Raw genomic sequence first — 13,515 nt, 5'->3', positions numbered from 1 at the left:
CATGACGGCAACCGACCGCACTGCAACCGAAACCGCGACGACTGGAGCTGCCTCGGCGGGGACTGCGATGACAGAGTCAGGGAAGGTGGGCTCGGGGAAGGCGGGAGCAGGGACGGATGAGGCGCGGGGGGCGTTCGGGGCGGATGAGGCGCGGGGTGCACTGGATGCGGCGGTGGAGCATTTGCGTGGTCGGCAGCATCAGGACGGGTGGTGGAAGGGTGAGCTCGCCACCAACGTGACGATGGACGCCGAAGACCTCATGCTCCGGACCTTTCTGGGCATCTCGACGCCGCGGACGAATGAGGAAACCGCGCGCTGGATCCGTTCCCAGCAACGAGCGGACGGTTCGTGGGCAACATTCCACGGTGGACCAGGTGATCTGTCGACGACTGTCGAGGCGTGGGTCGCGCTGCGCCTCGCCGGCGACCAGCCTGAGGAGCCGCACCTCCGCAAGGCTGCCGCGTTCGTGCGATCCGAGGGCGGGGTCGAGCGCGCTCGAGTGTTCACCCACATCTGGCTTGCGTTGTTCGGACTGTGGAGCTGGGACGACTGCCCGTCGCTGCCGCCAGAGCTCATGTACTTGCCGCCCTGGGCTCCGCTCAACATCTACAACTGGGGTTGCTGGGCGCGTCAGACCATCGTGCCGCTGACGATCGTGAGCGCCCTCGAGCCGGTCCACCCGGTGGGCTTCGACATCGCCGACCTCCAGACCGGGGAATCACCGCCGCCCCGGCAATCGGCGTACAGCGTCGGTGGGTTCTTTCAACGACTCGACCCTCTCTTGCACGCCTATCGCCGTCACCCGCTGAAGGGTCTGCGCAGGCCCGCGATGCGACGCGCCGCCGAGTGGATCCTGGCCCGGCAGGAGGCCGATGGGGGATGGGGCGGCATCCAGCCGCCGTGGGTCTACTCGCTGATCGCCCTGAACCTGATGGGGTATCAGCTGGACCACCCGGCGATGCGGGCAGGCATCGCCGGGCTCGACGGGTTCACCATCCAGGCCGACTCTCCGGCCGGCCCGGTGCGTTGGCTGGAAGCCTGCCAATCGCCGGTCTGGGACACCGGCCTCGCGCTCGACGCCTTGCTCGAAGCGGGGGTGCCGGCCGACGACCCGGCCGTTCTCAAGGCGACCGACTGGCTGCTGGACGAGCAGATTCTCGCCGACGGCGATTGGCAGGTACGGCGTCCGCATCTGCCGCCCGGCGGTTGGGCGTTCGAATTTGCCAACGACAACTATCCCGACACCGACGACACAGCCGAGATCGTGCTCGGCCTGCGCAAGGTGAAGCATCCGGATCCCGACCGGCTGCGGAAGGCGATCGATCGCGCGGTCACCTGGACCACCGGGATGCAGTCCCGGGACGGCGGCTGGGGCGCGTTCGATGCCGACAACATCCACACGCTCGCGAACGCGTTGCCGTTCTGCGATTTCGGCGCCGTCATCGACCCACCGTCGGCTGATGTCACCGCCCACGTGGTGGAAATGCTCGCTGCCGAGGGCCGCGCGGACGAGGAGCCGTGCAGACGCGGCCTGCGTTGGCTGTTCGACGCGCAGGAGCCTGATGGCTCGTGGTTCGGCCGCTGGGGAGCCAATCACGTCTATGGCACCGGTGCCGTCGTCCCTGCTCTCGTTGCAGCCGGAGTCTCCAGAGATTTGCCACCAATCCGAGCTGCAGTGCGCTGGCTCGAAACCCACCAGAACGCCGACGGCGGCTGGGGCGAGGACCTGCGCTCGTACGTCGATCCTGCCTGGATCGGAAGGGGCGAATCCACCCCGTCACAGACCGCGTGGGCCCTGCTCGCGCTGCTCGCGGCGGGTGAAGACTCCGAGTCGGTCGACCGTGGCATCGAGCATCTCGTCCGCACCCAACGCCCCGACGGCGGCTGGGACGAGGAGCTGTACACCGGCACCGGATTCCCCGGCGACTTCTACATCAGTTACGAGATCTACCGGCTCGTGTTCCCGATCTGGGCCCTCGGCCGCTACGTGGCGCGGGATGCCCGATGACCGGCATCGTCTGTACGCCGCTGCTGTCGGAGTGGCTCGTACTCCGCGGACAGGTTCCCGACCTGGTCCACACCGGTCGCTCCTCCGACGGTGGGCTGGGTCCTGACAGTGGTCAACCGATGCTGGTCGCCGGTGTGGCCGGCGCACTCAGCGACGAACTCGAGCCTGGTGACCTGGTGGTCGCCGACGAGATCCGCGGCGCCGGTGAACCGATTCCGAGTCAGGCCTCGCCCTTCCTCGTTGGTGAGTTGCGCAGAGCAGGGCTGACTGTGCATCACGGTCCGCTCATGACGACTCCGCGGATCGTCGACGCACCCGCGGCCCGCCGTACGCTCGCGGAGTCCGGTGCCCTTGCCGTCGACACCGAATCAGCGTTGCTTGCCGCTGCGGCTCCACAGGGCCAGGCGATCGCAGTACGGGCCATCGTGGATACGCCGGATCACCGGCTGCTGCGACCGGGCACTCTGGTGCGTGGGCCGCGCGCTCTGCGGTCGTTGCGGCGTGCGGCTCCGGCGATCGACGCGTGGGCCGCGGCTACTGGTGATCGCGAGGTCGTCCTGGCCGGGCCGCGATCCTTCTGCGCCGGCGTCGAGCGGGCCATCGAGATCGTGGAGCGCGCCCTGGCTCGGCATGGGGCACCCGTCTACGTCCGTCGGCAGATCGTGCACAACCTTCATGTCGTCCGCGACCTGGAACGACGTGGTGCGGTCTTCGTCGAGGAGGTCGGCGAGGTCCCGGAGGGGAGCCTCGTCGTGCTCGCCGCGCATGGCGTGGCCCCACAAGTCCGTTCCGATGCGGCCGAGCGAGGTCTGCGGGTCATCGACGCGACCTGTCCGCTGGTCACCAAGGTGCACACCGAAGTACGCCGCTTCGTTGCCCGCAGCAACACTGTCTTCCTGATCGGCCACCACGACCACGAAGAGGTCGTCGGCACCCGCGGCGAATCACCCGACCAGGTGATCGTGGTCGCCGATCCCGACGAGGCGGCCCGGGTGCGGGTGCCCGATCCGCAGCGGGTCTCCTATGTCATGCAGACCACGCTCGCCGTCGACGAGGCCGAGGCGACCGCAGCCGTACTGCGCAACAGGTTCCCCGCGCTGACCGCCCCCCACAAGGACGACATCTGTTACGCGACGACGAATCGCCAGCGGGCAGTGCGGGCCGTGGCCCGGCGGGCCGACCTCGTCCTGGTGCTCGGATCGCAGAACTCGTCCAATTCCCACCGGCTGGCGGAGGTCGCCACGGCCGAGGGCGTCGAGGCACACCTTGTCGACGACGCGAGCGGGGTCGACCTGCGCTGGCTGCGCGGTGCGACCCGGATCGGCATCACCGCCGGAGCATCCGCTCCACCCCAGCTCGTCGACGACCTGGTGCGGTGCCTGTCCGGCCTCGGCCGGGTCAGTGTCACCGAGACCAGCGTGGTCGACGAGGACATCCGATTCACCCTTCCCAGGGAGGTGAGCTGACCGTGGCCATGCCACTGCGTCAGTCCGTCCGTCTCGGCACTTATCTGTTCAAGCAGAAGTTGTTGCGACGGGAGAAGTTCGCGCTGCTCGTGGAGCTGGAACCCTTGTACGCGTGCAATCTGGCCTGTGCGGGCTGCGGCAAGATCCAGCATCCGGCCTCGGTGCTCAAGCAACGAATGCCGGTCGAGCAGGCGGTCGCCGCGATCGAGGAGAGCGGCGCGCCGATGGTGTCCATCGCCGGCGGTGAACCGCTGATGCACAAGCAGATCGACGAGATCGTGCAGCAGTTGCTGGACCGCAACAAGATCGTCTTCCTGTGCACCAACGCGGTGCTGCTGCCCAAGCATCTGCACAAGTTCAAGCCGCACCGCAACTTCGCCTGGATGGTCCACATCGACGGATTGCGCGAACGCCACGACGCCTCGGTCTGCAAGGACGGCGTCTTCGACGAGGCGGTCGCCGCCATCCGTCAGGCGCAGGCGGCCGGGTTCCGGGTGATGACCAACACCACCTTCTTCGACACGGACACGCCGCAGGACGTCATCGACGTACTGGACTATCTCAACGACGAGCTGGGCGTCGACAACATGCAGATCTCGCCCGGCTTCGCGTACGAGAAGGCACCGGACCAGGAGCACTGGCTCGGGCCGGAGGAGACCCGTCAGTTGTTCGCGAAGGCCTTCGCCGGTGGACGCCGGAAGAAGTGGCGGCTGAATCACTCGCCGTTGTTCCTCGACTTCCTGGAGGGCAAGGTCGACTTCTCCTGTACTGCGTGGGCGATCCCGTCGTACTCGCTCAAGGGCTGGCAGCGACCGTGCTACCTGATGGAGGACGGCTGGGTCTCCACCTACAAGGAGCTGATCGAGGACACCGACTGGGGCTCGTACGGCCGGGGCAAGGACCCGCGCTGCGCGAACTGCATGGCGCACTGCGGCTACGAGCCGACGGCGGTGGTCGCGACGATGGGCTCCCTGCGGGAGAGCATCCGTGCCGCGGTCGGATCATGACCGGGGTCGTCGATGAGCGGCCCCGGCCCAACGCCGGCCTGCTGGACGCGCTGGAGTCCCCGGAGGACCTCCGCCGTTTGCCGGCTGCTGACCTCAAGGGGTTGGCGGGGGAGATCCGCGAACAGCTCGTCCGCCGGGTCTCGCGGACGGGCGGGCACCTCGGCCCGAACCTCGGGGTCGTCGAGCTGACGATCGCCCTGCACCGGGTCTTCCTGTCGCCGCGTGACGTGATCGTCTGGGACACCGGACACCAGGCCTATGTGCACAAGATGCTGACCGGCCGGCTCGGTCGGTTCGACACCCTGCGGCAGGCAGGAGGCCTGTCGGGCTATCCCAGTCGCGCGGAGAGCGAGCACGACGTCGTCGAGAACTCCCACGCCTCGACAGCACTCTCGTACGCCGATGGCCTCGCTAAGGGGTTCTCGCTGACTGGCTCCACCGATCGGCGGGTTGTCGCTGTGGTCGGCGATGGAGCCATGACGGGCGGGATGTGCTGGGAGGCGCTCAACAACCTCGCGGCCGGACCAGATCGGCCGGTTGTCGTCGTACTGAATGACAACGGGCGGTCGTACGGGCCCACTGTGGGGTCTCTTGCAGTGCACCTGCGGGCGTTGCGCACTGGCACAGCGCGGGGCAACTTGTTCGAGCACATGGGCTTCGCCTATCTCGGGCCGGTCGATGGCCATGACCTCGTCGCTCTCGAGGGAGCGCTGCGGACAGCCGCAGTACTGCAGCATCCGGTGGTCGTGCATTGCGTGACCCGCAAGGGCGCCGGTCATACGGCCGCCGAGCAGGACGAGGCAGACAGACTCCACACGATCAGCCCTGCCCGCACAGTGGCTTCAGTCGCCGGGCCTGCCTGGACGGACGCCTTCGGCGAGGAACTCGTAGCTATCGCGGGGGAGCGGCCCGAGGTCGTCGCGGTGACGGCGGCCATGCTCAGACCGACCGGGCTCTTCCCGCTGGCTTGTCGCTATCCCGACCGGGTCTTCGACGTGGGGATCGCGGAACAGCACGCGGTGACGTCGGCCGCAGGTCTCGCCGCAGCGGGCCTCCATCCCGTGGTTGCGATCTACTCGACCTTCCTCAACCGTGCCTTCGACCAGGTGCTGATGGATGCCGCACTGCACCGCGCACCGATCACGTTCGTCCTCGACCGGGCAGGCATCACAGGCCCGGACGGCGCGTCCCACCACGGGATGTGGGATGTCGGCCTCTTCGGGTTGGTCCCAGGAATTCGCCTCGCCGCGCCCCGCGACGTACAGCAACTGCGGTCCCTCCTGCGCGAGTGCGTCGCCGACCGGACCGGGCCGACGATGCTCCGCTTCCCAAGAGGAAACAGCGGCACGACGCTGCGCGCGACCGGGACTGTGGGATCCGCGGACCTGCTGACCGACGACCGCCGTGCTGGGCCCGAGGTCTTGCTCGTCCCCGTCGGGCCGCTCGCGGTAGCAGCCCTGGAGGCCTCACGCCGTCTCCGCGCCCTCGGAATCGGCACCTCGGTCGTCGATCCCCGCTGGATCAGCCCCGTCGACCAGGAACTCGTCCGGTACGCCGGACAGCACCACCTGGTCGTGACGATCGAGGACAACGCCATCGCCGGCGGCTTCGGCGAATCCCTCGCCCGCGCCCTCCGCACCATGACCTACCGCCCCGAACTCATCACCCTCGGCCTCCCCGACGACTTCATCCAGGCCGGCGAACGCAACGACCTCCTCCACACCCACTCCCTCGACGCCGAAGGCATCACCAACACCGTCACCCAAGCCCTGGCCGCCACCTCCTGACGCCCGGGCGTCAGGACGGGTTGATGGTGCGGGTGACGACCCAGCGGTGGGGGGAGATTGGGCGGGTTCGGGTGAAGCCGTGGTTTTCGAAGGCGGACATGGGGCCGGTGTGGAGGAAGGATCCCGACAGCTTGCGGTCGTCGGTCTCTTCGGGGTAGCCCTCGACGGTGCCGCCGCCGTGGCGGGCGATCTCGGCTAGTGCTCCGCCGAGCGCGGCGTCGGCGACGCCGCGGCCGCGGTGGCCTTTGCCGGTGAAGAAGCAGGTGATGCGCCAGTCCGGCAGGGTGGTGAGGCCCTTCTCGTACAGGCGCCGGCTCTTGATCTGCGGCAGTTCCTCGGGTGAGCCGAACTGGCACCAGCCCAGGCATTGGTCGTCGGCCAACACCAGCGCCGCGTGGGTGCTTCCTTCCTGGACGCGCTGCTCCTTCTCGGCCCGGTTCTGCGCCGCCGTGCGGTCCTTGTTCACGTTGACGTGGAAGCCCATGCACCAGCAGCCGCCCCACACACCATTGTTCGCCTCGACCAGCGCAGCGAACGCCGGCCAGGTGTCCACGTCAAGCGGCCGCACAGTGAGGGCCGCGGTTGGCTTGCCTGTCGCTTTCGACATCTGCCCAGCATGCCAGCCGGACCGGCTCAGTAATGGACGTCGCGCTGCAGGAGTGGGGGATAGACCGAAGAGGTTTGGCCGTCGACGGTTGTGCCTGCGAACTGGAGCATCGCCCGTGTTTCTCCGTTGAGTGGGGCCGGGTAGTTCAGCGTGGGGGCCGACACCTCATTCAGGCGTTGGAGCTGGTCGGGAGTGAGGGTTACGTCCAGGGCGGCGAGGTTGTTCTCCAGGTGTTCCAGGCGCCGAGCCCCGACGATCGGTACGACGGTGCCTTGGCGGGCGCGGAGCCAGGCCAACGACACCGCCGCCGGGTGGGTTCCGAGCTCGTCGGCGATCGCGGCGGCGACCTCGATGACGGTGTACTCGTCGTTGCTCGGCCCTCCGACGAACGTCGTACGGACGGAGTCGGTGACTTGCGTGCCGCGCCGGTACTTGCCGGACAGGAAGCCGTTCTTCAGCGGACTCCACGGAACCAGCGCCATTCCCTGATCACGCGCGAGCGGCGCGACCTCGCCCTCGACGGTACGGGCCAGCAGCGAGTACTCGACCTGCAGTGCGATCAACGGGGTCCAGTCCTTCAGTAGCGCCGTCGTCTGAGCCTGAGCGGTCACCCAGGCAGGTGTGTTGGAGAATCCGAGATAGCGGATCTTGCCGGCCCGGACCAGATCGTCGAGGGTGCGCAGGGTTTCCTCGATCGGGGTGTTGCGGTCCCAATTGTGCAACCAGTACAGGTCGAGATAATCGGTCCGCAACCGGCGCAGGGTCTCGTCGAGCTGGGCGATGATCGACCCTCGGCCCGCGCCGCCTCCGTTCGGGTCACCGGGGAACATGTTGAAGAAGAACTTCGAGGCCAGTACTACGTGCTCGCGCGTCCCCGGTCGCTCGGCGAAGAAGTCACCGAGGATCTTCTCCGAATGGCCGTTCGTGTAGAAGTTCGCGGTGTCGATGAAGTTCCCGCCGCGATCCAGGTAGCTGGAGAGGATCTTCTCCGACTCCTCGACGCTGCTCCCGGCGCCGCCGGGATCCTCGCCGAAGGTCATCGCGCCGAGGGCGAACGGGCTGACCCGGAGCCCCGATCGGCCGAGGGTGACGTAGTGATCGAGTGACATCGATGGTCTCCAAACTGGTCGGATTCGGCCTCGGAATCGGCCAGTTCCATCAGACCGCCCGCCGGGTCGCCGGCGGTAGACCGATGCTCGCGACCTCTTGCCTGATCCTCCTCACTTCGCGTCGATCGGGCTTGCGTCACCAGGTCCCGGATGCTTACATGAAGCGTGCGCACACAGCTGGACGAGATCCGCGGGCTGATCGCGGCCCATGCCCGATCGGACCTGCGGTCGCCGATCGCGGGCCTGCTGCTGGCGAAGGTGGAGGACGAGGAGCCGGACCATTCGCTGACCGAGCCGCTGCTGGTCGTGATGGCGCAGGGCGGCAAACGGCTGTTCCTCGGCGACCAGGCCTTCGAGTACCGGGCGGGGCAGTGTCTCGTCGTCAGCACCGATCTGCCGGTCACCGGCCATTTCCTCGACGCCAGCTCGCAGACCCCGTCGCTGTCGATGGCGCTCGAACTGCGCCCGTCGGCGATCGCGCCGCTCCTCCTGGAGGCTCCGATCGGCCGGTGGTCCCGCAGTACGGCCGTCCCGCCCGCGATCGCCACAGGCGAGGCCGGCGCCGCGTTGCTCGATCCTGTACTCCGCTTGCTCCGGCTACTCGATTGCCCCGAGGACGCGCCGGTGCTGGCTCCGCTGATCGAGCGGGAAATCCTCTGGCGACTGCTCACCGGACCGCACGGCGGAATGATCCGCCAGATCGGTCTGGCCGACAGTTCGCTGTTCCACATCGGCCGGGCAATCCGCTGGATCCGCGACAACTATGCCGAACCGCTGCGGATCCCCGACCTCGCCCGGCTGGCCGGGATGAGCCCGTCCGCGTTCCATCGGCACTTCCGCGACGTCACGACGATGAGCCCCCTGCAGTTCCAGAAGCGCATCCGCCTCCAGGAAGCACGCTCCTTGCTGATCGCCCGCGCCGGCGACGTCGCCGGCGTCGGACACCTCGTCGGCTACGACAGCCCCACCCAGTTCAACCGCGAATACCGCCGCCTCTTCGGCGCCCCACCCGGCCAGGACGCGCTCCGCCTGCGCACAGACGCCGCTCCCCAAGCCAGCCGACACCTGCCCTGACCGACCTAGACGTGCTCGGCCGTTCAGGAGGGCCGGTGGTGGTCGTGACGCTGGGCGGCGGGTTCGACTGTGGGGGAGTTCCAGCTGGCGAGGAGTTGCAGCTTCTCCTCTGAGGGGGAGCCTCGGTCGGCGGTGTAGATCACGACGCTCTGCCCGTCGTCGCCGGGTGGCGCCAAGGTCTCGTAGCGCAGCGTCATGGCTCCGACAGTCTCGTTGAAGAACTGCTTGGCCCCGTAGGAGTGTTCGAAGAGGCGGTACTCGGACCAGTACCGCGTGAATTCCGCCGAGGCGACCGCGATTTCGCCGACCAGCTGTTCCAGCAACGGGTCGGCGGCCCTGCCCACCGTCAGGTGGCGAAGGGCAGCCGCGACCTGTGGGGCGATGGTCTTCCAGTCGGGATAGACAGTCTTCGCGCGCGGGTTGAGGAAAGGTCCAGCGGGCCAGATTCCGGTCCCTCCTGGGCATCGCGTCGAAGTCGTCGATGAGCAGCCTCGCGGTGTGGTTGGTTGCAAGGACATCGAGGTGCGGTCCGTGGATCATCGCCGGTACGGGTTCGAGAGCGTGGATCATCGAGACCAGAGCAGGCCGGGCCTTGATGGCGGCAGGCCGGGGACCATGGTCGCGGCCGCCGGAGCGCCTGACCAGGGTGCTGAGGTGCAGCCGTTCGAGATCGTCGAGCTGAAGTGCTGTGCCGATGGCCGAGAGAACGTCCTCGGAGACCCTGCCGACGCGTCCCTGCTCCAGCTTGGTGTAGTAGGCGGCGACGTCGTCATCGACATCGCCTACACCGGGATCTGTCACACCGACATCGCGCTGCTGAACAACGAGTGGATGGAAGGCATCTTCCCGATGGTGCCGGGCCACGAGATCACCGGAACCGTCACCGCAACAGGCTCCGAAGTCACCCGGCACACTGTCGGAGACCGGGTCGGCGTCGGTTGCTATGTCGACTCCTGCCGCGAGTGCGAGAACTGCCTCGCCGGCCAGGAACAGCACTGCCAGAAGGGCGAAGTGCTCACCTTCGGAGGCCGCGACTACGACGGGAACCCGACCTACGGCGGCTACAGCCGGCAGGTTGTCGTCGACGAGAACTATGTCCTGCGCATCCCCGACGGCCTTGCCCTCGACGCCGCAGCGCCGCTGCTGTGCGGTGGAATCACGATGTACACCCCGCTGCGTCATTGGAACGCCGGTCCCGACAAGTTGGTGGCGATCGTCGGCATGGGCGGCCTCGGCCACCTGGGGATCAAGCTCGCTCACGCGATGGGGGCCGAAGTCACAGTGCTGAGCCAGAGCCTGGCCAAGCGCGACGACGGCCTCCGCTTCGGAGCCGACGGCTACTTCGCAACCCAGGACCCCGCCACGTTCGATGATCTTGCCAACGCCTTCGACCTGATCATCAACACCGTGTCGGCCAACCTCGACATCGATACCTACCTCGGCCTCCTGCGCCTGGACGGGGTCCTGGTCAACGCGGGAATCACCGCCGAGCCCAGCACGTTCCACGTGCCCCTGCTCGGCGGCTCGCGCCGCGTCATCACCGGCACGAAGAACGGCAGCATCGCCGGTACCCAGGAGATGCTCGACTTCTGCGCACAGCAGGGGATCGTCGCCGAGATCGAGACCATCTCAGCGCATCAGACCGACAAAGCACTGGAACGACTGGAGCACGGCGACGTGCGCTACCGCTTCGTCATCGACGCCGCGACCTTCACCGCCTGACGATCAGCAGACTCCTAGGTGGTCAGGTTCAGCCAGGCCCGGGCGATGGCCTGATGTCCTTGGGGAGTGGGATGTACACCGTCCCAGGCGAGCTCGCTGCTGCCGGCGGATTCGGCCTCGTGGCGCAGGATGTCGTTGAGCGGTAGCAACGTGAGACCGAACTCGGTGGCGAGGCTGCGGACTACGTCGATCTTCGGGTCGAGGTCTTCGCGCCATGCTTCTTGATCCGGGCTGACCGGGAGTAGCCAGGGCTCGATCAGGACGATCTGCGCCTCGAGCTTGTCGATAGCGGCGGTGAGCAGTTGCCGGTAGTTCTCCGCGAAGACCTCTGTCGGGGTGGGATCGTCTTCGTCGTAGCGGCGCCACGTGTCGTTGATTCCTATCATGATCGAGAGCACGTCGGGGCGCAGGTCCAAGCAGTCGGGCTGCCAGCGCGCGAGGAGGTCCTTGGTGCGGTTGGCGCTGGTCCCGCGGTTGATGACGTGAACTCCGAGGGGTCTCAGAGCGTCCGCGATCACGCGGACGTAGCCGTGCCCCAACCCCAGTTCGCGGTCGTCGAGGCGGTTGCCGTCGGTCACGCTGTCACCGATGAATTCGACCGTGTCACCGGTCTTGAGTTCGACTGCCACGGGTTCTCCGTTGTTCGTCGGACGGTTGGTCATGGATCGGCAGGCCGGCGGCCATCAGGATGCGGTCCATGAGTTCCTGGGTGGCGAGGCCGCTGCGAGCGTTGTTGTGTGTCACGTCATGGCCGGCGTGGACGGAGTCGAGGAAGTGCCGGGTCTGGGCCGTGAAACCGAGGGTGTCGATGGGGCGGTCGAAACCGGAGGCCGCCGGTGCCAGCTGCTCGACCCGCTCGGTGTCGCCGGCCGCGATGCGGATCTCACCAGGCGCGTTGACGGTGACCGTCTGCCCGTTTCCGTGCAGATCGACGCGTTCGGTCCAGATGCCGCAGCTGCGGTTGCCGATGATGGTGGCGATCTGACCGGAGTCGAATCGCAGGGTCGCCGCCAGGTTCTCCTCCCAGTACGGGTCGTCGAAGGATGCCTCCGCGGTGACGTGAGTGCACTCCCCGAAGAAGAACCTGGCCAGGTCGACCATGTGGATGAGGTTGTCGAGGGAGGCGCGGTAGTAGCGGTCGCGCCGGGTCTTCTGCAGGATGCCGATGGTGGCCGGTGTGGTGGTGATGGCCGTCCTGGCCTTGAGGTATGCCGGCGCGAAGCGCCGGTTGAATCCGACCATCACCGGTACTTGGTTGAGTTCGGCGAGCTGGACGATGCCCCGGGCCTGTTCGACTGTTGACGCGAGGGGCTTCTCGCAGAAGGTGGCCACCTTCCGGGTGATCAGTTTCTCCGCGATGTCGTCGTGGGTGCCGGCAGGCGTGAGGACGAACGCCGCGTCGGGTTCGACCTTGCCGAGCATCATCTCAAGGTCGTCGAACCCCGGCGCGAACCGGTGCCTGGCGAGGACTTCGGACGTGTCGCACAGGCCGACGATGTCGACGTCGTCGAGATCGCGCAGGGTGGGCAGATGGGCGATGCGGGCAATCGTTCCGAGTCCGATGACCACGACTCGGAGGGTGCGGTTGCCGGGCATCACAGCTGCCTTCTCGTGGTCAGGTTCACTTGTCGGTGGCCTTGGCCTGCTCGATCTGCTGGGCAACGACCTTTCCGTACTTGTCCCAGTAGCCGTTGACGGCCGACTTGAGGTCGGTGAGGCTCTTGCGACCGAGGATGTAACCGGTCTGGGTGTCGTAGATGTTCTGCATCGCGGCGGCGCTGCCCTGCGCCGGTACGGCGGCGCTGTCGTACCCGGCCGACGGATTGGGCAGGGCGATGGCGGCGAGCTTCTTCTGCGCCGCCTGCTGCTTGATCAGGTCCTCGGTGGCGACGGCCGTGTCGAACAGGACGAGCGGGCCGTTGGCGAGGCGGTTGATGTTGACGGTCGTCTCGAGGTCGCCGCGCTTCGTTCGCACCGGATTGCCTTTGGCATCGACCGAGTACGTGACGCCCTGCTCGCCGTACTCCTTGTTCAGGAACTCCTTCGTACCGAACGGTGCCGCCAGGTAGTTGAGCATGCTCAGGAGGGCAGGGACGCGATCCTCGTTCCCCTTGCGGATCGCGCTCGTGCCGTAGGTGCCGATGCCAAGCCAGTGCACCGGCTTCGCCCCGTCGGCGCCGAACGGCGTCCGCATGTCGAGTCGCAGGCCCGGGGTCCGTTTGAGCGCGGTGTTCCAGTAGGCCAGGGCATCGTCGATGAACGCGAGCCGGCCGCCCTCGAACGCGCTGGCCTTGGCGGCATTCGTCATAGCCGGAGTGTTGGGATCGTAGACACCGAGCTTCCACAGCTTCTTGGTGTAGTCGACAGCGGCGTACCACTTGTCGCTGAGTGCGGGCAGGGACAGCGCGCCGCCGGCGTCTTCCGCCCAGCCGTTGGCGACGCCGAAGCTCATCAGGAACATCGAGAACGCCACCGGGAATCCCACTCCCGTCTCGCCGCCGAGAGCGTAGATGCCCTTGGAGGGATTGGTGACCTGCTGACACACCGCGGTGAACCCGTCCAGGTCGGTCGGGTCCGCGGTCACCCCCGCGGCCTCCAGCACGGCGACGTTCTTGTAGTTGACGGTTCCGAACAGCGATCTCGTGGTCGGTACCCCGTACAGCCGCCCACCCCAGACCGACGCCTTCCACGTCTCGGTGGGGATGTTGGCGAGGTACGGATAGTCCTTGACCTTG

General features: G+C 67.3%; 12 protein-coding genes and 1 pseudogene. 6 read left to right on the top strand and 7 right to left on the bottom strand.

The genetic code is table 11. The features are described from left to right. The first annotated feature begins 67 nt into the window (after positions 1-67). The 4 genes from shc to VFG33_RS07035 are packed head-to-tail and all read left to right on the top strand — an operon-like array spanning position 68 to position 6,268. The gene (gene shc, locus VFG33_RS07050) at positions 68-2,008 is read left to right on the top strand and encodes a squalene--hopene cyclase (RefSeq protein WP_325023637.1); all 1,941 of its coding nucleotides are present in this window, start codon (positions 68-70) and stop codon (positions 2,006-2,008) included. Then, positions 2,005-3,474 carry a 4-hydroxy-3-methylbut-2-enyl diphosphate reductase gene (gene ispH, locus VFG33_RS07045; RefSeq protein WP_325023635.1) on the top strand — a complete coding sequence of 490 codons (1,470 nt, stop codon included), beginning with the start codon at positions 2,005-2,007 and terminating at the stop codon, positions 3,472-3,474. The genes shc and ispH overlap by 4 nt, the downstream gene beginning before the upstream one ends. A gap of 8 nt (positions 3,475-3,482) precedes the next feature. Then, positions 3,483-4,481 carry an adenosyl-hopene transferase HpnH gene (gene hpnH / locus VFG33_RS07040; RefSeq protein ID WP_325023639.1) on the top strand — a complete coding sequence of 333 codons (999 nt, stop codon included), beginning with the start codon at positions 3,483-3,485 and terminating at the stop codon, positions 4,479-4,481. Further along, positions 4,478-6,268 (top strand): 1-deoxy-D-xylulose-5-phosphate synthase, encoded by a 1,791-nt coding sequence (locus VFG33_RS07035; RefSeq protein WP_325023634.1) that lies wholly within the window; start codon positions 4,478-4,480, stop codon positions 6,266-6,268. Before hpnH ends, VFG33_RS07035 begins: the two co-directional genes overlap by 4 nt. Before the next feature lie 10 nt (positions 6,269-6,278). Here the strand turns inward: VFG33_RS07035 and VFG33_RS07030 are convergent, their stop codons facing one another. Together VFG33_RS07030 and VFG33_RS07025 are read right to left on the bottom strand one after the other, a co-directional pair. Next, a complete protein-coding gene (locus tag VFG33_RS07030; RefSeq protein WP_325023632.1) occupies positions 6,279-6,875 on the bottom strand; it encodes a GNAT family N-acetyltransferase in 597 nt (198 codons plus the stop codon). Positions 6,876-6,901: 26 nt separating this feature from the next. Next, entirely contained in the window at positions 6,902-7,984 is a 1,083-nt protein-coding gene (locus VFG33_RS07025; protein WP_325023630.1) for an aldo/keto reductase, read from the bottom strand. Between the two features lie 165 nt (positions 7,985-8,149). Here VFG33_RS07025 and VFG33_RS07020 point away from each other — a divergent pair, with 165 nt between their 5' ends. Then, positions 8,150-9,058: an AraC family transcriptional regulator gene (locus tag VFG33_RS07020; protein ID WP_325023628.1), complete on the top strand. Its 909-nt coding sequence runs from the start codon at positions 8,150-8,152 to the stop codon at positions 9,056-9,058. Positions 9,059-9,081: 23 nt separating this feature from the next. Here VFG33_RS07020 and VFG33_RS07015 read toward each other — a convergent pair whose 3' ends face one another. Together VFG33_RS07015 and VFG33_RS41225 are read right to left on the bottom strand one after the other, a co-directional pair. Further along, positions 9,082-9,576, bottom strand: a complete 495-nt coding sequence (locus VFG33_RS07015) for an MmyB family transcriptional regulator (protein ID WP_325023625.1) — start codon at positions 9,574-9,576, stop codon at positions 9,082-9,084. After that, positions 9,548-9,628, bottom strand: a pseudogene (locus VFG33_RS41225) (hypothetical protein); the annotation flags it as partial. The pseudogene VFG33_RS41225 and the gene VFG33_RS07015, both read right to left, overlap by 29 nt. 45 nt (positions 9,629-9,673) lie before the next feature. Here VFG33_RS41225 and VFG33_RS07010 point away from each other — a divergent pair. Further along, positions 9,674-10,780 (top strand): NAD(P)-dependent alcohol dehydrogenase, encoded by a 1,107-nt coding sequence (locus VFG33_RS07010; RefSeq protein ID WP_414672932.1) that lies wholly within the window; start codon positions 9,674-9,676, stop codon positions 10,778-10,780. Between the two features lie 14 nt (positions 10,781-10,794). On the opposite strand, the gene VFG33_RS07005 is transcribed toward VFG33_RS07010, so the two are convergent. From VFG33_RS07005 to VFG33_RS06995, 3 genes are all read right to left on the bottom strand, one after another. Continuing rightward, positions 10,795-11,409 (bottom strand): SGNH/GDSL hydrolase family protein, encoded by a 615-nt coding sequence (locus VFG33_RS07005; protein ID WP_325023622.1) that lies wholly within the window; start codon positions 11,407-11,409, stop codon positions 10,795-10,797. After that, the gene (locus VFG33_RS07000) at positions 11,384-12,349 is read right to left on the bottom strand and encodes a Gfo/Idh/MocA family protein (protein WP_325023620.1); all 966 of its coding nucleotides are present in this window, start codon (positions 12,347-12,349) and stop codon (positions 11,384-11,386) included. Before VFG33_RS07000 ends, VFG33_RS07005 begins: the two co-directional genes overlap by 26 nt. Before the next feature lie 52 nt (positions 12,350-12,401). Next, positions 12,402-13,515: type 2 periplasmic-binding domain-containing protein (locus VFG33_RS06995; protein WP_524538120.1), on the bottom strand; the 1,114-nt coding region annotated here is incomplete at its 5' end.

The organism is Kribbella sp. (assembly GCF_035687465.1).
Classification (GTDB): Bacteria; Actinomycetota; Actinomycetes; order Propionibacteriales; family Kribbellaceae; genus Kribbella.
The sequence above is the reverse complement of the archived record's forward strand: the minus strand, read 5'-3'. Positions and strand labels throughout refer to the sequence as shown.